This window comes from Halomonas sp. NyZ770 (genome assembly GCF_020616575.1).
GTDB lineage: Bacteria > Pseudomonadota > Gammaproteobacteria > Pseudomonadales > Halomonadaceae > Vreelandella > Vreelandella hamiltonii.
In genome coordinates this window covers 2,078,885-2,101,495 of record NZ_CP085143.1, presented here as the reverse complement: position 1 = coordinate 2,101,495, position 22,611 = coordinate 2,078,885, and the positions used below count along the sequence as shown (strand labels likewise).

The window sequence follows — 22,611 nt, the reverse complement described above, 5'->3', positions numbered from 1 at the left end:
TCCTTGCCCGCCGTCTCGCGCTACTGACGTAGCCAGTTGCGCAGTTTTACCAGCATCAGGCCGCCATCGCTCATGGCATGGCGGTCTTCGATCAGTTCCCTCAAGCGGTCAGGATAGTCGGTGATGATGGCATCCACGCCAAGATCGATCAGCGTCGACATCCTGGCTCGGTCATTCACCGTCCAGGCATGGATTTCATAACCATACAGTGCCGCCAGACGGATTTCCTGTCGGGTAATGCGGTTATGTCGCAAGCCCAGCGCATCGAATTGACGACGGTCGAGCGTGCCGGGGAGTATCAGCTGCGCCAGTAGTGTCACCCTCAGCTCGGGCGCCCGCTGCTTGATGAAGTTGACCAGCGCGGGCGACATGGTGGCCATGCGCATTTCCAGCAGCGTATGCGGGAATCCGCAGGCGGCCATTCCATTCAAGGCATCGTGCTGGGTGGCCCAGCAGCGGTAGCGACGATCGTTTTCCTCATCCAGTTCATCCAGTACCGCTTGAGCCAGCGCTTCCTCCTGGCCCGGGAGCGGTTTCATGTCGATCATCAGCGCGGCGCGGCCCTTCACCAGCGCCAGGGTCTCGTCCAGCCCGGCGATTCGTTCGTTCTGGAAGGCATCGCCAAACCAGCTGCCCACATCGAACTCGCTCAGTTCGTCGCGGGTCAGTTCGCCAAACTCCCTGGGGTCACCGGTGAGCCGAGCCAGCGTGCGGTCGTGGTAGAGCATGACCTGCTGGTCGGCGCTGAGACGCACGTCCAACTCGACGGCATCAGCACCATCGTCCAGTGCCTGGCGCACGGCGGCCAAGGTGTTTTCAGGCGCCACCATGGAGCTGCCTCGGTGGGCGATGATGGCGACGTTGTCGCGTATTTCGAAGCTGTTGAGTATCCACCAGGCTTGCAGTGCGGCAATCAGCAAGACGCACACTTCCAATGCCCAGGCCAAACGGCCTGTCTGTTCGCTCTCGGGAGCGGCAGGCCGAGCCTCCCGATAGGCAAGCTGCAAGTAAAGGCAGGCCGACAGCAGCGCATGGGTGGTAATACCCAGAAACGTGATGGTCAGGGTGATCAGGACATAGCCGGTCAGATAGGCCAGCATCGCCGGTACCAGGACGGCACTGTGCTCGGGCAGCCACCAGAGCAGCGGCGTGACGAGTGTGTCATAGAGCCAGGTGGTGGCAATCGGCAAGGCAATGATGACGAGCAGTAACAGCAGCACCGCCGCGCCAATGGAGCGGTGCCAGCCCCGGGTAAGGTGCACGCTGCGCTTCAAGGCCTGCAGCGGGTGGCACTGTTCCAGCGCCACCAGCGGCAGAGCCAGTAGCCAGCGCAGATACAGCCAGGCAGCCAGGCTCATCCACAGCAGCACGACCGGCAACGCACAGGCAATGAAGTACCACAGCGCCGGAGGGCGTACACGCTGTAGATAGTAGGGGTCAAGACCGCTGAGCCAGAGGTCGTATAGCCAGGCGATGGCGACCATGAAGGGGGCCAGCAGCAGCAGGTGGGCACCCACCTGCAGGATCACCAGCAGCAGCAGTGCTGGTAGGCGCCGAGTGCTGAGCCACAGGGCCTCCAGTGCCAGGCGGTAATGGTTGTCCTTGGGCCTGCTGGCCACTTGAAGCATGCCCGCTTGCTGCCAGTAGATCAGCAAGAAAGTGACCGCAAGGCCTGCCAGAAGGGTGAACAAGCCCAGGGGGCTGAACAGCAGCGCCAGCAAGGCATCGTTGGTGACCACGGTTCGGTTGAGCTGCGCCATGAATCGCTGGGAAGCCCAAGCCACCAGCGGCAACACCACGGCCGATGCCAACAGCGTGAACAGCAGGTGGTAGGCAATCAGTGGGCGCAGGTGGTCACGAAGGGTGCGAAGTAGGGCATAGCCCAGTGGCTTGAGCGGCTGCATGGTGTCCGTGGCATGAAAATGAAATATCAGGGTGGCACTATCTGCCACCACTGACAAGTCTGGCGGGTTAGCTGGGGTTAGGCGCGTTCAAGAGAGTTTGAGCGGCTGTTCGGCGACGATGATGCCGTTATTGTCGGCGTAGAGCCATTGACCCACCTGCAGCGTGACGCCTGCAAAGGTCACTGCCACGTCGCGCTGGCCTTCGCCATGTTTTTCGCTGCGACGAGGGTGGCTGCCCAGCGCTTGCACGCCCAGTGGCAGGGTGGCCAGAATGTCCACGTCTCTCACACAGCCATACATGATGACGCCTGCCCAACCGTTTTTGGCGGCTTGTTCAGCCAGCATGTCGCCCAGCATGGCGCAGCGATGAGAGCCGCCTGCATCCACCACCAGGATGGCGCCTTCACCGGGCTCGGCGACGGCCTGCTTGACCATGGAGTTGTCTTCGAAGCATTTGACGGTACGAATAGGCCCGTAAAAGTGATCGACGCCGCCGAAGTTGCCAAACATCGGCTCGAGCACCTTGACCTCAGGGTACTGGTCGCACAGATCGGGGGTAACGACGTAAGGTGTGGTCGTCATGAGGGTCTCCTGTCAGTGAGTGACGCCGCTGATAATAAAAACGCCCCGACCTGCGAAGGAAGGGGCGTTCGGTCATCGGCTCAGAGTCGCGTGGCGTCTCTGCGATGTTGCGAGCATCGGCGATGGGGCAGTAGCCGTGGCGCTTAGGCCTCTTGGGCTACTGGAATCACGTTCGAGGCGACCTTCTGGTACTCCTCGATTTCGTGGAAGTTCATGTAACGATAGATTTCGCCAGCCAAGGCGTCAAATTCGCCCATGTAACGCTGGTACTCAGCGACTGTCGGCAAACGGCCTTCCACCGCTGCGACCGCTGCCAGCTCCGCCGAGGCGAGGTAGACGTTCGCGCCATCTCCCAGGCGGTTCGGGAAGTTACGTGTAGACGTAGACACGACGGTGCTCTTGGCAGCCACACGCGCCTGGTTACCCATACACAGTGAACATCCCGGCATTTCCATGCGGGCGCCTGCACGGCCGTAAATGCCGTAGTAACCCTCTTCGGTCAGCTGGTGCTGATCCATCTTGGTCGGCGGCGCCAACCACAGGCGGGTCTTCAGGCTACCCGCAGGCTGTTTCTCCAGCAGCTTACCGGCGGCACGGAAGTGACCGATGTTGGTCATGCACGAACCGATAAACACTTCGTCGATCTTCTCGCCAGCCACGTCGGAGAGCAGGCGAGCGTCGTCCGGATCGTTGGGAGCGCAGAGAACAGGCTCCTTGATCTCGCTGAGGTCGATCTCGATGATTTCGGCGTACTCGGCATCTTTGTCCGCACGCATCAGTGACGGGTTGGCCAGCCAGGCTTCCATCCCCTCGATACGGCGGCTGATGGTACGGGCATCGCCATAACCGTTGGCAATCATCCACTTCAGCAGCGTGATGTTGGACTTCAGGTACTCGGTCACGCTCTCTTCGGACAGCGTGATGGTACAGCCAGCCGCACTACGCTCGGCCGAGGCATCGGAAAGCTCGAAAGCCTGCTCGACGGTGAGGTCTTCGAGGCCTTCGATTTCCAGCACGCGGCCGGAGAAGGCGTTTTTCTTGCCGGATTTCTCGACCGTCAGCAGACCCTGCTTGATGGCGTAGAGAGGAATGGCGTGAACCAGGTCGCGCAGCGTGACGCCAGGCTGACGCTCACCCTTGAAACGCACCAGAACGGACTCGGGCATATCCAACGGCATGACGCCAGTGGCAGCAGCAAAGGCAACCAGACCAGAACCTGCCGGGAAGGAGATGCCGAGCGGGAAACGGGTGTGGGAGTCACCGCCGGTGCCGACCGTGTCCGGCAGCAGCATGCGGTTCAACCAGCTGTGGATGATACCGTCGCCGGGGCGTAGTGAAACACCGCCGCGGTTCATGATGAAGTCGGGCAGGGTGTGGTGAGTGTCCACGTCCACCGGCTTGGGATAGGCTGCCGTGTGGCAGAAGGACTGCATGACCAGGTCGGCCTGGAAGCCCAGACAGGCCAGGTCTTTCAGCTCGTCACGGGTCATCGGGCCAGTGGTGTCCTGGGAGCCGACGGTAGACATCTTCGGCTCGCAGTACATGCCGGGGCGAACGCCGTTCAGGCCGCAGGCCTTGCCAACCATCTTCTGTGCCAGCGTGAAGCCTTTGCCGGTATCGGCAGGCTGGTCCGGCAGACGGAAAACGTCTGACGGCGCCAGTCCCAGGGACTCACGCGCCTTGCCGGTCAGGCCACGGCCGATGATCAGCGGAATACGACCGCCTGCACGCACTTCATCGAGAATCAGCTGTGTTTTCAGCTCGAAAGTAGAGAGCACTTCATCGGTGCCGTGCTTGCACACTTTGCCTTCATAGGGGTAGATGTCGATGACATCGCCCATTTCCAGTTTGGAAACATCCATCTCTACCGGCAGGGCGCCTGAATCTTCCATGGTGTTGAAGAAGATCGGGGCAATCTTGCCGCCAAAGCAGAAACCGCCGCCGCGCTTGTTGGGCACGTAAGGGATATCGTCACCGAAGAACCACAGCACCGAGTTGGTGGCTGATTTGCGCGAAGAGCCTGTGCCGACTACGTCGCCCACGTAAGCCACTGGATGGCCTTTGGCTTTGACGGCTTCGATTTGCTTGAGCGGGCCAGTGGTGCCGGGCACTTCGGGCTCGATACCGTCACGCTCATTCTTGAGCATGGCGTTGGCGTGCAGCGGGATGTCCGGGCGCGACCAGGCATCCGGCGCGGGCGACAGGTCGTCGGTATTGGTTTCACCCGGGACCTTGAAGACGGTCAGCGTGATTTTTTCTTCCAGCGCAGGCTTGGAAAGGAACCACTCGGCGTCGGCCCAGGACTGCATGACGTCCTTGGCGACGGCGTTGCCATTCTTGGCGCGCTCTTCCACATCGTGGAACGCATCGAACATCAGCAGGGTGTGCTTGAGCTGCTCACCTGCTTCACGGGCCAGCTCCTCGTTATCGAGCAGCTCGACCATGGAAACGATGTTATAGCCGCCCTGCATGGTGCCCAGCAGTTTGACGGCATGGACCTTGTCGATCAGCGGCGAGGACGCCTCGCCTTTGGCCAACGCGGTCAGGAAGCCCGCTTTGACATAGGCGGCTTCGTCGACGCCCGGCGGTACCCGGTTGGTGATCAAGTCCAGAATGAACTCTTCTTCTCCGGCCGGCGGGTTCTTCAGCAGCTCGATCAGGTCGGCGACTTGTTCGGCGGTCAGGGGCTTGGCTGGGACGCCCTCTGCAGCGCGTTCCTCGACATGTTGGCGGTAAGCTTCAAGCACGTTGGGGCCCTCTCATCTTCTTGGTAGTGATCATCAGTGGTAGCAAAAGACGCCTGCACGGTAACAAGGACATCCTTCGATCACATGACATACGCCTGAGAATCAGCGTCTGGTGGATGGCTCGGATTCTACGGGAAACTGTCGACAATGTTAAGAAGTCAGGCAGGATGCCTACTTGTACTTTGTGTTGAGATGTTGAAAGACGCTTTCCTGAGGGCAGCTTTTTTGATTAATGTGCCGTAAACATGAAAGTTTTTTACCAAGAGGCGTGTTTTTGGGTGACGGCTGGTGTGATTATCGTGATGCCGCGTTACCATGGCTGCCAAGCGAGCGCTGGCCTGTAGAGCTGGGTAGCCTCGGCAAGCATGATTCCCGTGTGGAGCGTGATTCAGGCTTGCTATACATTAGTGTCAATGCATTTTTAAGCGAGGCTGGAAGACACGTTTGTTCATCCTCGCACCAATCAGGGAACGGACGCCATTGGCGTTTATATATTGTACAATAGTGTGATAAACGCTTGGTGCTGGTGTTATGTCGATACAATTAATGGCGTTGCAAACAGCGGAACATGCGCTGCAAGCGGATGATCTGTTGCCAGAAAGTTTGCATGACTTTTTAGCTTGCCCGACCCCCGATGCCTGGTTGCAATGGGCATTGGCCAACCCGGAAACACTGCTGATCGATCACGCACAGTGTGAAAAAAAAGCGGCTTCCACGGCCATGAGCCTGCTGTATCGCTACGTGGATCAGCCGCTGCTGTTGAGCAAGATGTCGCAATTGGCCCGCGAGGAGCTGCTTCATTTCGAGCAGGTAGTGGGCTTGATGGAACGCCGTGGTGTTCCTTATCGCCATCTGACGGCGTCACGCTACGCCGAAGGCCTTAGAAAGCATTTACGCAGTCAGGATCCTGAGCGCTTGATCGACCTGTTGATCATCGGCGCTCTGATCGAGGCGCGCAGCTGTGAGCGCTTCGCGCGACTCATTCCTTACCTGGACGAAGAGCTGGCCAAGTTCTATCGCACCCTGGTCAAGTCCGAAGGGCGTCATTTCGAAGACTATCTCTTGCTGGCTCGCCAGCAGACCGATGCGCCTATCGACGAACGCATCGCCTTCTTCGTTGCTCGTGAGGCGGAACTGATCATGTCTCCAGATACGGCTTTTCGTTTTCATAGTGGCGTGCCTGCGTGATGCGCCGCTAGCCAAGGCAGGATGTGTAACATGCGTGATGCTCAACAGACAGATCAGTTGACCCTGTTTGGTCACTTCTCCTTGACTCAAGGGGAGGACGTGCTCACTCATTTCAGCTACGACAAAGTCAAGGCGCTGCTGGTGTACCTGCTACTTCATCGCCAGCCCGTCAATCGTGCCGCCCTTGCGGAGCTGCTGTGGCCAGACCAAGGCCTCTCCTCAGGCAGAACCAACCTGCGTCATGCGCTGCACTGCCTGCGCCAATCCATGGGCGAGCATGCCGATCACGTCCTCAACGTGTCGCGGCAGACCATTGCCTTTCATCTGCCGTCCCACTGGCAGGTGGATTTGCATGAGCTGCAGCAACTGCTGGAAGGGCCCAAGGATCTGGAGACGCTGGAAGCGCTGATGGAGTGCTACCAGGGGGATCTGATCGAGGAACTGCAGCTCAGCAACTGCAGCGAGTTCCAGCGCTGGCTGGTGCAAGTGCGCAATGAGTGGCGCCAACGAGTCATCCGTTTTGCCGAACAGGTGCTGGAAGCACACGCCGAAGTGCCGGATGCCATGCTGGAAGGACTGGTCAGCCGCTTTTCAGGCTACGGCCCGTTCCACGAGCGCTGGGTGCGGCAGCTAGCCGAGCAGAACCAGATGGCTGCGGCTCACGAGCAGTACAACAGCTACCTTCAACTGCTGGCGCTCTCCGGACAACAGCCTGAGCCCAGTTTCGTGCAATTGGCCAGTTTCTGGTCGGATGGTCACCACGACCCCCGCGCGATGTCGCCACAAGGGGCCTTTTCGCGCGCGTTGGCTGCGGACAGCAAGCCGCTGCGCGAAGATGAGATCGAGCTGCGTCAGCTTTCGGTGATGGCCATCCGCTTGCGCTTGAAGGGTGACTGGCCGGATCGCGCGGCTACACGCAACTGCTTGGCCCTGCAGCTGGAACTGTTGAGATGGTTGGAGCAGCAGTGCCACCATCTGGGTGGTTTCTGGCTGCCGGGGGCAACAGGGGGCTTGGGTCTGGCCTGCTTCGGTACCCATGGCCCCGCCCATCAACTGGCGGAGCTGGTGGCGCTTTATGAACACTGCCGTCAGGCGCTACCCCAGGAGAGCCGTCGCCACTGGGCCGGGGACGCCGAACCGCCGGTGTTCGAACTGGCGGCCGGACTGCACAGCGGGCGCGTGGTCTACTTGCCCGAGCGCCAGCTGGCCGACCCGCTGGGCCAGGTGACGCAGGAGTCTTTGGAGCTGATGAGTGCCGCCGAGGGAAGCGAGCTGGTCATCTCTCAGGAGGCCAGCCAGCACATGCCCCCCGCGCTGGATCTGCAGCCCAGGCTGGTATCGCGCTTGGTGGCCAGCGATGGCCGAGTGCGTTTGCGTGCGCTGGTGCTGGGTCAGAACGAAGGCGGGCGTGACGCTTTGCCGCCGAGCCTGGTGGGAAGGGAAACCTCGCTACGCACCTTGCGCGATGCGCTGGCACGTGCCGGCATCGGTTTGCGGCAAAGCGTGCTGGTGCGTGGTGCCTCGGGCATGGGCAAGTCGGCGCTGATGGTGGGATTCCGGCAGCTGGAGTTGAGTCGCGATGCGGCAATCTGCTGGCTTCCGACCACTCGGCTTTCGGTACTGGACCCTTACGGGGTGGCGCGTTCACTGCTGGCTTGGCACCTTGAGCACCCACCAACGCTCGAGTCGGTGCATGCACTGCAGGCAACGTTGGGGCTCGATACTGCTGACGGTGCGCGTCAACAGCTGCTCGAAGAAGCTCTGGGGGTCCGCGAAGTTCAGGAAATCACCCAGCTGACTCAAAATGGCGAAGCCGTGGAGCTGGTGGTGAAGCTCTTGCACCGGTTGATCGACCATCGTGCCGCGACACAAACGCTGGTGCTGATGATCGATGACCTTCAGTGGCTCGATGAGCCGTCTTTCAAGGTGTTGGCAGGGCTGCAGGCCCGCCTGCCGATCAATACGGCCTTCATGATGGTGGCCAGCCACCACGGCCGCGAACCGCTACCGGTCAAGCTGCACTGGGACCAGCAGATCACCCTGGGCAGGCTGGATGCATTGCAGTCCTCACGGCTGCTGTCGCAGCTTTCTCGTCGCTACCGTATTCATCTGAGCCCACGGCTGCGCAACCAGATCATTGAGCGCTGTGATGGCGTACCGCTTTACATGCAGGAAATTTGTCGGCGCCTCGACATGGATCGTCGCGAAGGTCGCAGCGTGCACCTGGACGAGCTGCCCAAGGGGCTGCTGGGGCTCCTGGCCAGCCGAATCGATCAGTTGGAAGGTGATCGTGTCATTGCCCATATCGCAGCGGTCTTGGGCAAACGTTTCCGATTGGATTTTCTGACGGAATGCAGCGGTTGGGAAACGCCGCGATTGTGCCAGGCGCTGGAGCACATGCGCGCGTTGGAGATCATCGAACCCATCGACAAGGAGGGCGGTGATCACGAGTACCAGTTCAGCCACCAGCTGCTTCAGGAGGCTGCCTATCTTTCCTGTCCTCGTGATGTCAGGGTCAAGCTGCATCAGCAGGTCGTGACCTTGATCGAAGAGCGTTTTCCGGTATGGATCAGTCGCCATCCGGGAGACTTTGCCACGCATCTGCGGCGCAGCGGCCACTATGCACGTGGGGCCCGCTACTTCGAGCTCTCGGCGCGCGAAGCGCTCAAAGTGAGCGCCAACCGCACGGCGCTGCGCATGGCCGATTTCGGCCTGGCCAGCCTGCGCCACGTAGCCCATGAGGTGGAGCGTGAAGTCAGCCTGCTGACGGTGCGTGGCCAGGCAGCGTTCGCCCTGGAAGGGCACGGTTCGCCTACAGCCCATGAAAGCTTTGTGAGAGCCCGGGAGCTGCTGCGTCAAAGCGGCGGCGACACCCCTGAAGACCCGGAAGACCTCGAGCAGATTTTCCTGGTCAAGTGGGGGCTATGGGTGGGGCGTAGCCAGCGCTATGCCCATGCCGACGCCTTTGCGTTGGCATCGACCCTGGCGGATATTGCCGCTCGGCTGGAAGACCCGCGCTACCGTCGACTGGCAGATTACGCACGAGCGCACTGTGAATACTGGGCGGGGCGCATTCAGCAGGCCCACGACCATCTGGACGAAATCGATCCGCTGAATGCCCCGATGATGATCGAGTGGCTGCCGTTCTCGGACCATCCCCAGGTAACGGCGGCCTGTTTTCAGGGCTGGGCGCTCTGCTTGCGAGGTGATTACCATCGCGCTGAGCGGCATGTCTCGGCGGCCATTCGGCTAGCGGAGCAGATCGGCCATCCCGGCACCCTGGCCATGGCGCTGATGTTTGCAGCAGCGCTGTATCGTCAGTTGGGCCATGTGCATTTGGCGGCCCGGCATGCCGAGCGAGCCGCGGCCATGACAGGAACGCCAGACCTTCAGCTGTGGCAGATTTCCGCTCAGGGAGTGTTGGGTTGGCAGCGTGCGTTGGCGGGGGATCAGGGGGGCTTGGTGCAAATGCGCGACAGCCTGGATCAGATGGCCGAATTGAACGGCCGAGACCGCTTCCAGCGGCCCGTGTTGTGGTACTCCGATGCCTGTATCGAGCTGGGTGAGCTGCACGCAGCCGAAGAGTATCTCGACCAGTGCCTGGTGATTGCCCGTGAGCGCACGACGCTTTTCCTGCCCGAACTGGCCACCCAGCTGGCCCGCGTGCGTGACCTGCTGGGCCACCCTGCCCACGAGGTCAAGGCGTTGGCGGAAATGGCCATTCAGCAATCCCGCGAGCATGGCAACCGCCATCAGGAGTTGGCGGCGCTGGAGCTATGGCTTACGCGTATAGAGCCCAATGACCAGAAAGCGAAAGAGGTGTTTCGTCGACTGTTGGGCGAGGTAAGCCATAGCGATGCGCCGGTGCTGGTGCGCTGGATCAGCCTGCTGGACCGTCGCTTGCCGCACCCGGTGAGCCTGGGAGGCGAGGTCTAACCGGCTGTGGCGGTTTCCCACCAGTAGAGTGTGGCGAGGGCCTCTTCTCGGTCCTCGCCACATACCTCCTTGTCGAAGTCGAACTGGCTGCATACGGCAGGGCGACGGGCATCACCAAAGAGCATGCAGAGATGTTGCTCATTCAACTGAACACAGCGAACGCCTGAGGGCTTGCCGTCTGGCATGCCGGGAATGGGCGAGCTGATGGACGGCGCTATGCAGCAGGCGCCACAGCCCATGCGACAACTGCCCTTTCGGTCACTGGTGATCAGAGTCGTCATGGCGCTGCCTGTGCCGTAGCCCCCTTGTTGATACCTTCGAAGGCTTCCACGTAGGTTTCCTGCTGAGTTTGCTGGGCGATACTGTCGGCCAGCCAACGGGCGATATTTTCCACGGTCGTGGGCGCTGGCAATACGCTGCAGCGGTGAGCGGGCAGGGTGATCGAGAACTCACCCTGTTCGGCTGTGTAGCGACAGGTCAGTGTGGTGGCTGTCTGTTCCGCCACATCGGCCTGTTCCAGCAGGTAGCGGTTATCCAGCCATTCACTCCATTGTGCCTCAAGGGCAGGTTGGCGCTGTTGCTGTTGATAGACATGCAGCCGGGAGCGGTGGCCATGGGCGATACGCTGGCAGTTGCCCAGGTGACGTTTCAGGCCGTGACTGTAACCATAGGATGCGCCTTCGATACGCTCTTCCTGCAGGTTCAGGGTGACACGGGTGACGTTGCGAGGCCGAGCGCGTGTCAGCTCTTCGCTCAGGAGCTGAGTCACCCTGGCCAGCGAGATGTGTTCCCAGGGGAGCAGTGTGAACGCCTGGGCAGGACCGCGAACTTCCATCGGATAGGGCGTGGCTGTGCGAACGCACAGGCCTTCTGGGCACTCGCTGATGTCTATGCCGGGCGCTTTGGTGGGCACCAGCAGCGTATGATCCAGCCCGTTGTCCAGCGTGCGCTTGATCCAGGGTTTCACTTCACCAAAATCGAACAGCATGCCGTCTTCACCCAGTTCGCCATCCAGATGGGCGTCGACCTGCCAACTGCAGCCGGTCAAGCCGCGCTCAGGGCACCAAAGGGAGACATCGATATGGGTCAGGTGGTGAACGAATAAAGCCATCAATCGAATCCTGCGATCTTGTGGGTTTGCAGCGACAAGCGCCACTGGGGGTGGGTCATGCAATAGGCCGTCGTGGCGGCCACCGTGGCGGCATTGCGCTCAGCGACAGTGGTATGGATCGTGTTGGCATGCTGGGCGACGTGATCCATGGGCTGCAGGTAAAAGTGTCGAAAGTGCAGCGCGGCAAACTGCTCGGGCGGGGCGTCGTGCTGTGGGTACACCAGCTTCAGCTCATCCCCTTGGTGAATGGCCAGCGGGTTGCTGCCCTTGGGGCTGACGCATAGCCAGTCGATTCCGGCGGGCGCGGGCAGCGTGCCGTTGGTTTCCACGGCGACCTCGAACCCTTCGCTGTGCAGCATGGCGATGAGCGGGGTATCGAGCTGCAGTAACGGCTCTCCTCCGGTAAACACCACATAGGGCACCGCGCTGCCTGCGTTGGCTGGCCACAGCTGTTTGATATGCCGTGCCAACTGCTGCGGGCTTTCGAAGCGACCGCCATTGGCGCCATCGGTGCCGATGAAATCGGTATCGCAGAAAGTGCACTTGGCCGTGGCTCGGTCGGCGTCACGCCCCGACCAGAGATTGCAGCCCGCAAAGCGACAGAAAACGCTGGCGCGCCCCGCCTGGGCACCTTCGCCCTGCAGCGTGTAAAACGCTTCTTTGACGTGGTACATCAGCGGCCTCGCTCGCCAGGGGTGGCGTAAGCAAGGGGGTCGGTGACCTGGTTGGCGGCAAAGGCCGCCAGCCGTTCACGGCAGCTGCCACACTGCCCGCAGGCGAGCTGCTGGCCTTCGTAGCAGGTCCAGGTATGGCGGTAATCCAGGCTCATGGCGAGCCCATCACGCAGGATGTCGGCTTTGCTGGAGGCCAGATAAGGGGCATGGACGGTGACGGGTTCGAAGTTGGCAATCTGCGCCACATCGTTCATGGCTTCGACGAAGGCCGGGCGGCAGTCGGGGTAAAGCACGTGATCGCCGCCGTGCGCGCCATAATCCACTCGGCTGGCACCGATATTGACTGCCTTGGCAATGGCCAACGACAGCAGAATCATGTTGCGATTGGGCACCACGGTGCTGTGGAGCGAGTCGGCATCGTACTCCCCTTGAGGCATGGTCAACGCAGCGTTGGTCAATGCCGAGTTGTCGATCAGCCCGTGGATGGCGCGAATATCGACGACCTGATGAGGGATGGCCAAGGACTCACATACCTGACGTGCAACGTCCAGTTCACGACGGTGGCGCTGACCGTAATCGAAGGATAGCGCATGGACAGCGAGGCCCTCGCGTAGCGCACGGTGAAGGACGGTATAGGAGTCCATGCCGCCGGAGTAGATGACGACGGTGGATGGCGCCTGGGCGCCGGATGATGTAGTGGATGACATGCTGGGTACTCATGGTCGGAGAATTTATGTCGTGCCTGCCCAAGCAGCAGGGCGGTGTTCCGGGGTCCGGTCCGGAAGGCGGGCAGTTTACGCAATGCCGCTCTTGCTGACCAGTGTTCTGGGTGGTGGCATCCGGTGTGCCAATGGAATTGGCGTGATAAGCTACTCATCTACAGCCGCTAGAGATGGACGCATGGCCACCATAGAACATAGTGAAATCGTTAGAGCCTCCCCGGAGCGCGTATTTGACTTGTTGCGCCGAGTGGAAGATTTTGCGGATTATTCGGACCTGATACGCTCGATCGATCGTCTTGGCGAAAACCGCTACCGCTGGCACGTGCGGGCAGTGGGCATGGATTGGGCGTTTGATGTGGAGGTAACCGATATCGATCCTCCAACGGTGCTGGCCTGGGAATCCCTGGAAGGTGTTAAAAACCAGGGGCGCTATCAGCTGCGTGCCGTACCCGAAGGGACGGAGGTGTCGCTGACGCTGAGCTATGACATCCGCAATCGTCTGATGGAAAAAGCGGTGAACAAGGCGGCCAAACCGCTGGTCGGAAAGGTCAGTCGACAAATTCTCGAGCGGGTTGAAGCACGCCTCAATGCGTAAATTATCTCTCTATTCCTGGCGTTGGGCGGCCGCGTTTGCGGTGGCTGCCATGCTGGCCTACATATGGCTTTGGTACTCTCCGGACCTGATGGCGGTGAAACGCTGGGCCGCGACCATGTCTCATCATCCCGTGGTCGTGGTGACGGTCATGCTGACCATGGCGGTCACCCTGGCGATTGGCTTGCCTGGCAGTATTGGACTGTGGTTGATTGCCCCCTTTTATCCCCCCTTGGTCGCTACGGTGATGTTGACCATCAGCAGTGTCGCGGGTGCCTGGGGAGCCTATCTGCTTGCTGCACGGGTCGGTGAGCGTTGGCAGCCCAAGGGGCTGACTCTCAAGGTCATGGACACGCTGAAAGCGCGTAGCGATCTGCTGACGCAATGTGCCATGCGTGTGTTGCCGGGCTTTCCACATTCAGTGATCAATTTTGCGGCAGGCTTGGGGCATATTGCCCTGGGGCGTTATCTGCTGGCTGCAGCCTTGGGGCTGGCCGTGAAATGGGCTGTCTACAGCAGTGCCATTTACGGTGCGCTGGAAGCCATCGAAGAAGAAGACCCGCTGCAGATGGACGTACTGCTGCCGCTTCTGGCGTTGACGGCCTTGTTGCTGGCGGGTGCCTGGTACCGGCGCCGCCTGGAGGCAGCGCGGGAGCAGGCTTGATGCGAAGGCCTATTCGGCTTTGTGCATCGAGGCATCCAGATGATCGACGACCTCGGCCCAGTCGGCATCTTCTTCCACTGCTTCGCGTAGAAAATCCGCTTGGCCCTCGTTCCAGCAGGGGGCGTCGGCCAAGGGCATTTCTTTGGGCAGCGGGGAGTTGCGTTCGATAAAGCGTTCGATGGAGGCTGAATCCGAGCGCAGCCCCAGTTGCTCAAACAGTTCGCTAAAGTGATGTACCGGTTGATCCATACGTTTCCACCTGTTTCAGAAGGTTATGTTGCACTCCATGTGTTCTGTTTAACCATAGCCATTCTGTGCCGGGATGCCAGTCTGGCTACCGCTCGCCCACTAAGGGAGTGACAAAGCGCGTTGCCCGGTCTTCGTGAGCAAGCGGCTGCGCCAGCAAATGTACCAGCTTGGTGTAAGCCGCCTCGGGCGTCATGGAGCCCCCGGAAAGCACGCCAGCATCCGTCAGGCCATGGCCCGCCGAGTACGCGCCCAGGTGAAGGGTTCCCTGTGGACACTGGCTGACCGCCGCGATCAGTTTTCCTTCCCCGCTGGCACGCGCCAGTACCGCTAACAGATCCGGGTCGTCAGGCAGGTTGCCTGCTCCCCAGAGTTGCAACAGTGCTCCCTTGACGCTGTCGTGAGCCAACCAGCTGGAGAGCTGCCAGGCGGCCATGCCTGGCCACAGCGCAATGCGCACTACTTGCCCCTGGGCAAGGCACCTGTAGTCTGGGAGTTCGAAACGGGGGGCGCCGCGCTGATGCATTGCCAGCCCTCGGCTGGGATACAGCACGCAGTCATCGTCTACCCGTTCACCCAGCAGGGGGTAGTTGGGGGAGGCAAACGCGGTCATCGCTTCACAGTGCTGCTTTACCGTTCTGACACCCCGCATCAGGCGTCCGGCAAAGTAGATCGCCACTTCCTGCAGGGCGCTCATGGCCGCGAATTGCAGGGCGCCGCATACGTTGTCCAGAGCATCGCTATTGGCTGCCTCCAGCGGTTGCATGGCCCCCGTCAATACGACCGCCTTGTCCAGCCCCTGAAGCTGATAGGCCAGGCTCGAGGCGCTCCAACTGAGCGTGTCGGTGCCGTGCAGGATGACAAAGCCTCGGTAGGTTGCAAAGCGCTCGGCGATGTCGGCGGCCAGCGTTTGCCACGTCGTGGGCGTGGCGGCACTGGAGTCGATCAAGCGGTCATGGCTGATGATGTCGTAGGCAGGCAATGTCTGCTGGCGAGCGATAGGCAGCTGTTGAAGGGCGTTTTGCAACCTCTCGGCAAAGTTGCCCGCGGGCACCAGACCCTCGGAGGTGGGCTGCATGCCGATCGTACCGCCGGTGTAGATGACCAGTACCCGCTCATGTGGGTAGGGGGTGTCTGTCAAACGAGGAGCGTTACTCATGGCCATGTCCTGGTAAAGGCAAAAAAGAGCTATTGAAGGTAGACGCGCAGCTGACCGCCTTGATCATCCAGCTGCCGATTGCGACCTGCCAGACAGGCAAAGCCGCAACAGACCAGAATCAAGCCGATCAGCAGCCAGGCAATGTGCGCGGTCGAGGCGCCCATCTGCAGCATCACACCCACGCCAAAAGGGCCCAGTGCGGCCAGTGTGTAACCGCCTCCCTGAACCAGTCCGGAAAGCTGTCCAGCCAAGGGTGCGTTGGCGGTGCGGAGTACGAGCAGTGCCAGGGCCAGGCTGAAACTGCCACCCTGACCAAGGCCCAGCAGGACGGCGCCCGGCCAGCGCCAAGCCATCGGGGCAATCAACAGCAGCGCCAAGCCGATGGCCGTGGCGGCCAGTACCATGAGGAGGGAAGGTCGTTGGTCCTTGTGCCGGCGGGCAACCCATGGGGCCGCCAGCGCCGAGGCCAGTTGGCTCATGATGGAGACGGCCATGGTCCAGCCAGCGTCTGCTTCGCTATAGCCACGGTCGATGAGCAGGGTGGGCAGCCAACCAAACACGATGTAAGCCATGGAAGACTGAATGCCCATGAAGAGCATCACATGCCACGTCAAGGGTTGGCGTAGCAAGGCGGCAAGCGGCACTCGGAAGGTGGGCTGAAGCGATGGCGCTGCGACGGGGCGTGGCGCAAAGCCCGACCATAGCAGCCAGGCTGCCAAGGCCAGTAGTGACCAGCTCATCAGGCTGAGTTGCCAACTGCCCAGCCAAGTCAGTAGCGGGACGCTCAGTCCTGCTCCCAAGGCGCCACCAAAGCAGAGCGCCATGGTGTACAGTCCTGTCAGCAGGTCGGCGCTGTGCGGCAGTTCGCGTTTGACCAGGGCGGGAAGCAGTGTGCCCGCTATCCCGATAGCACCGCCTGCCATGGCCGACCCCAGGTACAGCAACCCTGGCCAGGGAGCGCCCCGTACCAGCAGGCCGGTCGCCAACAGCAGCAGTGCGGCACTCAACGCCCGCTCACTGCCCAGGCGTTTGCTGAGCCAGGGTGCCAGCGGTGCGGCAAGACCCAGGCACAGCACGGGCAGCGTGGTCAAAATACCGGCAGCGGTAGGCGACAGCCCCGCGCTTTCCTGCAGCCTGTGCAGCAGGGGGGCCACCGAAGACATGGCCGGGCGTAGATTGAGCCCAACCACGAACATCAAGAGGATGAAGCTGACGGCGCGGCGTGTCACCATGACGAGCGCTTATTTCATGTAAGGACGCAGGTCACCGCGTACGGCATCCAGCAGGGTGATGAAGTGGTAGTCCTGGGGCGTATCGATGGCATCCACACGTACCTGGGTGCGCATGCCTTTGTTGATGTCCAGCTTGTCGTAGATTTCCAGGGTCAGCTTGCGTGCCGGTTTGTCGCCTAATGCAATGGCGCCATCCGCCAAATTGAAGGTTTCCAGCAGTGTTGCTCTGATGCGAGTGCTGTTGCCTTCACTCAGCACGCGACGCACGAACAGCCAGCCTTCACAAGGCAGGGAGGCGTTGTCATCGCATTCACGCAGAAACAGCGTTCGATAGCAGGCGCCTTCGTTCGAGGCTTTTTCAGCCATGCTGCGATAGGCCTGAATGACCTGTGCCGAGGAAGCGCGAGCATCTTCCAGACGCTGTGAGATACCCTGATGCTCGCGGCTCAGCTGCTCCTGACGCTGAAAAGTCAGCCACTGGCGATAATCTGCCATCAGTTGTGAAGACGCCATAGTCACTCCATGAATTGGTTCAGCGAAACGCCGGAATATGCGAGGCGATACCTTCGCACATTCCGGTCGTTGGGGCTAGCGGCGAGCGCGACGGCGGCGCTCGCCGCCGTTGTTGGCTTGCGGGCTCTCGGACGCGCGACGGGCGCGAGGTTGACGCTGGCTGCGGCGGCCATTTTCGATGGGTTCGGGCTTGGCATTGGGGTCAGGCTCGAAGCCGGGCTCGACGTGCTTGGGCAGCGTTTGATTGATCAGCCGCTCGATGTTCTTGAGCAGGCCATGCTCATCGACGCATACCAGTGATACCGCTTCACCGTTGCTGCCCGCGCGGCCTGTGCGCCCGATGCGGTGCACGTAATCTTCGGCGACGTTGGGCAGGTCAAAGTTGACCACGTGGGGAAGTTCGCTGATATCCAGGCCACGTGCGGCAATGTCGGTGGCGACCAGTACCTGCAGGTCACCACTCTTGAAGGCCCCGAGCGCTCGAGTACGCGCGCCCTGGCTCTTGTTGCCATGGATCGCCATGGCCGGAATGTCCTGCTTGGTCAGCTGCTCTGCCAGGCGATTGGCGCCGTGCTTGGTACGCGTGAAGACCAGTACTTGAAACCAGCCATGACGCTGAATCAAATGGGCCAGCAGGTCGCGTTTCTTGTCGCGGTCCACGCGGTAGATGGCCTGCTCGATTTTTTCGGCAGTGGTGTTGCGCGGGGCCACTTCGATCATCGCCGGGTTGTTCAGCAATTGCTGGGCCAGGGCCTGAATCTCGTTGGAGAAGGTGGCCGAGAACAGCAGGTTCTGGCGCTGTTTGGGCACCAGGCGCAGCAGGCGCTTGATGTCGTGGATGAAGCCCATGTCGAGCATACGGTCGGCTTCATCGAGCACCAGTATTTCCACGCCAGACAGATCTACGTGCCCCTGCTGGTGAAGGTCCAGCAGGCGGCCCGGGGTAGCCACCAGTACGTCCAGACCGGCTTTCAGGGCGTCTACCTGGGGCTGTTGGCCGACGCCGCCGAAAATGATGTGCGAGCGCAGTGACAAGTGCTGCCCGTAAGCGGTGACGCTTTCACCAACCTGGGCGGCCAGCTCCCGAGTAGGGGTCAGAACCAGTGCACGGACCTGGCGTTTGCCGGGGCGTTTGCCTTGCATCAGGCGTTGCAGCATGGGCAGCGTGAAGCCTGCGGTTTTGCCGGTGCCCGTCTGGGCGCTGGCCAGCAGGTCTCGGCCTTCTAGTACGACGGGAATGGCCTGGCGTTGAATCGGGGTGGGCTGATGATAGCCCTGCGCGCCAATGGCGCTGAGTAGATCAGGGTGCAGACCAAGGTCAGAAAAGCTCATGCATTCTCCGCAGTCGCCAACCCCTCACTCTCTAAGTGAGGGGTTGGCGTCATGTTCAAGATACGAGGATGTAATTGCGCCATGAAGGCGCATCTAAGAATCAGATCGGGCAGCCACGATGGGCGTTCTAAAGCCACGCAGCCATTGCCCGCAGGGCTGCGTGGAAGTGATGGGGTGCGCTTGCGAAAAGCGCTGGCGCCGAGTGTAACACGAAAGTCTCACTCAGCGCTGTCGATGCGGACGTGAATTAGCCGCCAGTGAAATAGCCATTGCGCCGAATCTGCTCGGCGATTTCCACGCTCAGCAGGTTCCAGCTTTCACCCAGCGCGCGTACCAGGGCAGGGTAGCCATCTTCTTCCAGGGGCGTTTGCGTAGTGAAGCTTTGCAGTGTGACCAGGCTATTGTCTGCGCGGCGCAGCTGCCACTGCCCGCTGGCTACCGCCATGCCATCGTGGCGCCCCTGGAACTGATCAACCTCCACTGAAAGCGTCAAGGCGTCTGGCAGGGCGCCCTCTGAACGCACCACCTGCAGCTGGGGAAGCTGCAGGGCCAACTGCGCCCGCAGGCTACGTTCCAGCTGACGGCCAATGCCCTCGGCCCACTGGTGTTCACGAGCCTGGTTCAACGTGATGTCGTCCAACTGCATGACGATGCCATCCACGTCCAGATAGTGCGCCAAGCGTGGAGCGCGGATGGCCAGCGTGCCCGTGGGTTGGCTAGGGGCGCTGCTGGCCGCGGGGCTGGGCAGCATGTAGCGAGCTGGGGGAGTGACGCTGCTTGCGCACGCGGTCAGGGCCATGCAGGCAGCGGCAATGATCAGCAGTCGTGTAAAAGGTTGAATCATGATCTCTCCTGTCAGCGCGGGGCGCGGGGCGTCGGGTCCTGGGTGTCGAGGTTGTCGAACAGCAGGGCGCGAGGATTTTCATTCAGCGTACGCGTAAGCGGCTGCAGGTCTCGCATCAGGCGGTCCAGCCGCTCGATGGCCGTGGTCAGCTCCTGATAGGCGGGCGACGACGGCGATACCCCCTGCAGTGTGCTGCGCAGCTCTTCCAGCGTGCTGTTCAAATTGCCGCCAATCGCGCGAGTATCCGGGTCGCTCAACAGTTCGTTGATCGAACGGCTGACGTCACGCACTTCGTTGAGCACATGCTCTGAGGCTTGCAAATTGCGGTCCAGACCTGCCAGTAGTGGTTCGACCTCGAGTGCGTTGAGCTTTTCCAGCAGATCGGTAATCTGCCCCTGAATCTGGGCAAAGCCACCGGCGACGGTGGGGAATACCGTCCGTTCCGAGAAAGTTTCCGCTATGTATTCATCGGCCAGGTCGCGCTGGAAGTTCAGATCGACGAACAGCGCCCCGGTGAGCAGACTGCCGTTTTTCAGCGATGCGCGCAGTCCCAGGCCAAACATCCTGGTGAAGCGATTGTCCCAATCTTCCAGATCGATATCTGAATTCTCGATGCCCAGCCGTTGTGGCTCGATGCGAATCAGTACCGGTATCGCGAACCGCGCTCTGGAATCTGGCTGAGGCGCGGTAAAATTCCAGGGTACCGCTGCCACGGTACCGATGCGCACGCCGCGAAACTCCACTGGCGCTCCGCGGGAAAGACCACGCACCGTGTCGTCGACCAGCAGCACGTATTCCAGGTAGCGGTTGAAGGTACCTTCGCGGGCGTCGTCTTCATCGGCGTAAAGATTGAAGCGCGCGTTATGCTCAACGGGTCGTCCCATGGGCAGATCTTCGGGCACGCCAAAGGTCACACCGCCGCCCAGCAATGCTTCGAGCGATTCGACATTGACCCGAAAGCCATTGGCATCCAGGCGAAAATCAACGCCGCTGGCCGTCCAGAATCGGGTGCTGTCGGTCACCAATTGGGAATAAGGTTCTTCGATGAAAACCTGGTGATACATGGTGCGCGAATCGGCATCGAAGCGGGTGTCTTCGACGCGACCAACGGTATAGCCCTGATAGGAAACCGGGTCGCCGACGCGCAGGGAGTTGCCCAGTTGGCTGACCAGGCTGATTTGAAGTCCGGCCTGTCCTGCCGTGGCCACCGGCGGCACGTCGCTGACGGAGAACTCCCTTCTCGGTTCGTCCGATTGGCCGGGCTCCAATTGAAGGTAGGCTCCGGATAGCACGGTGCCCAGGCCGCTGATGCCTTCGCGGCCAATGCGCGGCTTGACGACCCAGAATCGGCTGTCCTCTCTGAGCATGGCTTCGGCTTCGGGCTGGATTCGGGCGGTCATCACAGCTTGTGAGAGGTCGTCCGACAGGCGCACGCTTTGTACGCGACCAATCTCGACGTTGCGGCTGCGTATCAAGGTGCTGCCTGCCTCGATGCCTTCGGCGTTGCTCATGGTCAACGTGATCAAGGTGCCACGGCTGGTGTAGTTGTCATACACCAGCCACAGGCCAATGATGACGGCCACGAGCGGTACGATCCAGATGGGCGACAGGCGTGTCTGCCGAGAGGCTTTGGCTCGGTGGAGTTCGTTGTCAGTATCGGTGTTGGGGGTTACATCATTAGCCATCAATAGCGTCCTTGGTGGCCGTCGTGCGGCGGGCAGGGCATGGAGCCGGGGAGTCCCAGATCAAGCGAGAGTCGAACGTCATGGCGGCCAGCATGGTCAGCACGACCACGGCGCCAAAAGCGAGTGCTGCGGGGCCGGGGGTGATCGACATCAGCGAACCGGCACGGATCAGGGCAACGAGAATCGCTACCACGAATACATCCACCATGGACCAGCGGCCAATGAACTCGGTGATGCGATATAGCCGCGTGCGGCTGTTGGCGTTGAGCTCGTCGCTGCGATTGATCATCAGGCATAACCATACCAGCGCGACCAATTTGCCGACAGGCACGATGACACTGGCAATGAAAATCACCGCAGCCACGGGCCATGACCCCATTTGCAGAAGCTGCACGACACCGCCAATGATGGTCGAGGGTGCCGTATGGCCAAGGCTGGTAGTGGTCATGATGGGGTAGACATTGGCAGGAATATACATGATCGTCGCAGCAAAGAGCAGCGCCCAGGTGCGCTGCAAGCTGTACGGAAGCCGTGTGTGCAATTTTTCGTGGCAGCGAACGCACCGTCCATGGCCCTTATCCAGGCGGTTGACCAGCCCGCAGGTGGGGCAGCCCGTCACGTTCTGGCTCGCCGCCGTGGCACCCGTCAGGGTGCCTTCCGGTGCCAGTGGCTCGCCCTCCAATGAAAACCACATCCAGTCCGCGTCGATGGACTGTGTGGTCATCAGTAGCAGGATCGCGAACACACAGAAGGCCCAAAAGGAGATGCCCAGCTCGATCTGTGCCATGCCGGCCACTTTGATCAGGCTGACCAGCGCGCCGATGATGAATACATCGGCCATCATCCAGGGGGTCAGGTGGGCCAGCGAGCGAGCGATATCACGACTCAATGGCAGCGGGCGGGCGCGCAGTAGCCCGAACTGTAGCCAGATGACCCCCGTCAGGTAGACCGCAGGCAGTACCACGATGGTCATGATCACTGCGATGGCCACGACAGGCTGATGAAAATTGATCAGCGCCGTGGCCGTCTGGGTCAGCTCGATGCGGTTGCCGATACCGCCTACGCTGAAGCTGACGAAAGGAAACGAAACGGCCAGGATGAGTGCCACCAGTGAGGCAATGGCCAGTGCCATGCTACGTTGCGCGGGGTAGCGGTGGCGCTTGACCAGCACATGGGAGCATCGTGGGCAGGAGGCCTTCTCACCGGAGCCCAAAGGGGGCAGGGCCGAGACCCAGTCGCACTCATGGCAGGCGCGCAGCCGTCTGCGCTGGACGCGTGCCTCGGGGGGCGTGCAGTCCACGGCGGGGGTATGCATGGAAAGGGTGGGTCGTTTCATGAAAGAGACATCAGGTAATAGCAAACTCTCGATAGTTGGCGCATTTTAAATCAATATAGAGCCGAGACGTGAGTGTCAAATCAGGGACACCTCGCTTCTCTTGAACTCGGTGCTTGACCCCGCCTCCCGGTTCGACAAGGATGC

Annotated in this window: 19 protein-coding genes; 4 read left to right on the top strand and 15 right to left on the bottom strand. The window is 60.9% G+C overall.

The features are described from left to right. Positions 1-20 precede the first annotated feature (20 nt). The 3 genes from LG409_RS09655 to acnB all read right to left on the bottom strand — a co-directional run bounded on the left by LG409_RS09655 (position 21) and on the right by acnB (position 5,233). Positions 21-1,904 carry a glycerophosphodiester phosphodiesterase family protein gene (locus LG409_RS09655; RefSeq protein WP_052196471.1) on the bottom strand — a complete coding sequence of 628 codons (1,884 nt, stop codon included), beginning with the start codon at positions 1,902-1,904 and terminating at the stop codon, positions 21-23. An 87-nt stretch (positions 1,905-1,991) separates the two neighbouring features. Then, complete coding sequence (gene rraA, locus LG409_RS09650; RefSeq protein WP_193461906.1) at positions 1,992-2,486, bottom strand: ribonuclease E activity regulator RraA; 495 nt, start codon at positions 2,484-2,486, stop codon at positions 1,992-1,994. Positions 2,487-2,629: 143 nt separating this feature from the next. Continuing rightward, positions 2,630-5,233 carry a bifunctional aconitate hydratase 2/2-methylisocitrate dehydratase gene (acnB, locus tag LG409_RS09645; RefSeq protein WP_096922897.1) on the bottom strand — a complete coding sequence of 868 codons (2,604 nt, stop codon included), beginning with the start codon at positions 5,231-5,233 and terminating at the stop codon, positions 2,630-2,632. A 531-nt stretch (positions 5,234-5,764) separates the two neighbouring features. Between acnB and miaE the strand changes: the two genes are divergently transcribed. Together miaE and LG409_RS09635 are read left to right on the top strand one after the other, a co-directional pair. Continuing rightward, entirely contained in the window at positions 5,765-6,421 is a 657-nt protein-coding gene (gene miaE / locus LG409_RS09640; protein ID WP_026001703.1) for a tRNA-(ms[2]io[6]A)-hydroxylase, read from the top strand. A gap of 30 nt (positions 6,422-6,451) precedes the next feature. After that, on the top strand, positions 6,452-10,357 hold the full coding sequence (locus LG409_RS09635; RefSeq protein ID WP_193461908.1) for an AAA family ATPase: 3,906 nt from the start codon (positions 6,452-6,454) through the stop codon (positions 10,355-10,357). Here LG409_RS09635 and LG409_RS09630 read toward each other — a convergent pair. Genes LG409_RS09630 through queC form a run of 4 tightly spaced genes read right to left on the bottom strand, consistent with a single transcriptional unit; the run spans position 10,354 to position 12,849 of the window. Next, positions 10,354-10,638, bottom strand: coding sequence for a YkgJ family cysteine cluster protein (locus LG409_RS09630; RefSeq protein WP_052196469.1), 285 nt, complete (start codon positions 10,636-10,638; stop codon positions 10,354-10,356). The genes LG409_RS09635 and LG409_RS09630 overlap by 4 nt on opposite strands. Continuing rightward, positions 10,635-11,468, bottom strand: coding sequence for a 6-carboxytetrahydropterin synthase (locus LG409_RS09625; protein WP_039182156.1), 834 nt, complete (start codon positions 11,466-11,468; stop codon positions 10,635-10,637). Before LG409_RS09625 ends, LG409_RS09630 begins: the two co-directional genes overlap by 4 nt. Then, positions 11,468-12,142, bottom strand: coding sequence for a 7-carboxy-7-deazaguanine synthase (queE, locus tag LG409_RS09620; RefSeq protein WP_193461909.1), 675 nt, complete (start codon positions 12,140-12,142; stop codon positions 11,468-11,470). The genes LG409_RS09625 and queE overlap by 1 nt, the downstream gene beginning before the upstream one ends. After that, positions 12,142-12,849, bottom strand: coding sequence for a 7-cyano-7-deazaguanine synthase QueC (gene queC / locus LG409_RS09615; RefSeq protein ID WP_227406547.1), 708 nt, complete (start codon positions 12,847-12,849; stop codon positions 12,142-12,144). Before queC ends, queE begins: the two co-directional genes overlap by 1 nt. Before the next feature lie 193 nt (positions 12,850-13,042). On the opposite strand from queC, the gene LG409_RS09610 reads away from it, so the two are divergent. Beyond that, positions 13,043-13,459, top strand: a complete 417-nt coding sequence (locus LG409_RS09610) for an SRPBCC family protein (RefSeq protein WP_039182150.1) — start codon at positions 13,043-13,045, stop codon at positions 13,457-13,459. After that, a complete protein-coding gene (locus tag LG409_RS09605; RefSeq protein WP_096922902.1) occupies positions 13,452-14,120 on the top strand; it encodes a VTT domain-containing protein in 669 nt (222 codons plus the stop codon). Before LG409_RS09610 ends, LG409_RS09605 begins: the two co-directional genes overlap by 8 nt. Positions 14,121-14,129: 9 nt before the next feature. Here LG409_RS09605 and LG409_RS09600 read toward each other — a convergent pair whose 3' ends face one another. The 8 genes from LG409_RS09600 to LG409_RS09565 all read right to left on the bottom strand — a co-directional run bounded on the left by LG409_RS09600 (position 14,130) and on the right by LG409_RS09565 (position 22,467). Beyond that, positions 14,130-14,369 carry a DUF2789 domain-containing protein gene (locus LG409_RS09600; protein WP_039182146.1) on the bottom strand — a complete coding sequence of 80 codons (240 nt, stop codon included), beginning with the start codon at positions 14,367-14,369 and terminating at the stop codon, positions 14,130-14,132. An 85-nt stretch (positions 14,370-14,454) separates the two neighbouring features. Further along, positions 14,455-15,525 (bottom strand): asparaginase, encoded by a 1,071-nt coding sequence (locus LG409_RS09595; protein WP_144983322.1) that lies wholly within the window; start codon positions 15,523-15,525, stop codon positions 14,455-14,457. A gap of 29 nt (positions 15,526-15,554) precedes the next feature. Then, entirely contained in the window at positions 15,555-16,757 is a 1,203-nt protein-coding gene (locus tag LG409_RS09590; protein WP_193461911.1) for an MFS transporter, read from the bottom strand. Positions 16,758-16,766: 9 nt separating this feature from the next. Then, the gene (locus LG409_RS09585) at positions 16,767-17,270 is read right to left on the bottom strand and encodes a hypothetical protein (protein WP_039182141.1); all 504 of its coding nucleotides are present in this window, start codon (positions 17,268-17,270) and stop codon (positions 16,767-16,769) included. A gap of 75 nt (positions 17,271-17,345) precedes the next feature. Beyond that, positions 17,346-18,602, bottom strand: coding sequence for a DEAD/DEAH box helicase (locus tag LG409_RS09580; RefSeq protein WP_039182139.1), 1,257 nt, complete (start codon positions 18,600-18,602; stop codon positions 17,346-17,348). Between the two features lie 247 nt (positions 18,603-18,849). Then, positions 18,850-19,446, bottom strand: a complete 597-nt coding sequence (locus LG409_RS09575) for a PqiC family protein (protein WP_096922905.1) — start codon at positions 19,444-19,446, stop codon at positions 18,850-18,852. A gap of 11 nt (positions 19,447-19,457) precedes the next feature. Next, entirely contained in the window at positions 19,458-21,131 is a 1,674-nt protein-coding gene (pqiB, locus tag LG409_RS09570) for an intermembrane transport protein PqiB (protein WP_039182135.1), read from the bottom strand. Continuing rightward, complete coding sequence (locus LG409_RS09565) at positions 21,124-22,467, bottom strand: paraquat-inducible protein A (RefSeq protein WP_227406546.1); 1,344 nt, start codon at positions 22,465-22,467, stop codon at positions 21,124-21,126. The genes pqiB and LG409_RS09565 overlap by 8 nt, the downstream gene beginning before the upstream one ends. Between the last annotated feature and the right edge of the window lie 144 nt (positions 22,468-22,611).

Excerpts from the sequence above, each read along its gene's own strand:
- LG409_RS09655 (WP_052196471.1), bottom strand. The coding sequence starts at position 1,904 with ATGCAGCCGCTCAAGCCACTGGGCTATGCCCTACTTCGCACCCTTCGT.
- rraA (WP_193461906.1), bottom strand. The coding sequence starts at position 2,486 with ATGACGACCACACCTTACGTCGTTACCCCCGATCTGTGCGACCAGTAC.
- miaE (WP_026001703.1), top strand. The coding sequence starts at position 5,765 with ATGTCGATACAATTAATGGCGTTGCAAACAGCGGAACATGCGCTGCAA.
- LG409_RS09635 (WP_193461908.1), top strand. The coding sequence starts at position 6,452 with ATGCGTGATGCTCAACAGACAGATCAGTTGACCCTGTTTGGTCACTTC.
- LG409_RS09630 (WP_052196469.1), bottom strand. The coding sequence starts at position 10,638 with ATGACGACTCTGATCACCAGTGACCGAAAGGGCAGTTGTCGCATGGGC.
- LG409_RS09625 (WP_039182156.1), bottom strand. The coding sequence starts at position 11,468 with ATGGCTTTATTCGTTCACCACCTGACCCATATCGATGTCTCCCTTTGG.
- queE (WP_193461909.1), bottom strand. The coding sequence starts at position 12,142 with ATGTACCACGTCAAAGAAGCGTTTTACACGCTGCAGGGCGAAGGTGCC.
- queC (WP_227406547.1), bottom strand. The coding sequence starts at position 12,849 with ATGTCATCCACTACATCATCCGGCGCCCAGGCGCCATCCACCGTCGTC.
- LG409_RS09610 (WP_039182150.1), top strand. The coding sequence starts at position 13,043 with ATGGCCACCATAGAACATAGTGAAATCGTTAGAGCCTCCCCGGAGCGC.
- LG409_RS09605 (WP_096922902.1), top strand. The coding sequence starts at position 13,452 with ATGCGTAAATTATCTCTCTATTCCTGGCGTTGGGCGGCCGCGTTTGCG.
- LG409_RS09600 (WP_039182146.1), bottom strand. The coding sequence starts at position 14,369 with ATGGATCAACCGGTACATCACTTTAGCGAACTGTTTGAGCAACTGGGG.
- LG409_RS09595 (WP_144983322.1), bottom strand. The coding sequence starts at position 15,525 with ATGAGTAACGCTCCTCGTTTGACAGACACCCCCTACCCACATGAGCGG.
- LG409_RS09590 (WP_193461911.1), bottom strand. The coding sequence starts at position 16,757 with ATGGTGACACGCCGCGCCGTCAGCTTCATCCTCTTGATGTTCGTGGTT.
- LG409_RS09585 (WP_039182141.1), bottom strand. The coding sequence starts at position 17,270 with ATGGCGTCTTCACAACTGATGGCAGATTATCGCCAGTGGCTGACTTTT.
- LG409_RS09580 (WP_039182139.1), bottom strand. The coding sequence starts at position 18,602 with ATGAGCTTTTCTGACCTTGGTCTGCACCCTGATCTACTCAGCGCCATT.
- LG409_RS09575 (WP_096922905.1), bottom strand. The coding sequence starts at position 19,446 with ATGATTCAACCTTTTACACGACTGCTGATCATTGCCGCTGCCTGCATG.
- pqiB (WP_039182135.1), bottom strand. The coding sequence starts at position 21,131 with ATGGCTAATGATGTAACCCCCAACACCGATACTGACAACGAACTCCAC.
- LG409_RS09565 (WP_227406546.1), bottom strand. The coding sequence starts at position 22,467 with ATGAAACGACCCACCCTTTCCATGCATACCCCCGCCGTGGACTGCACG.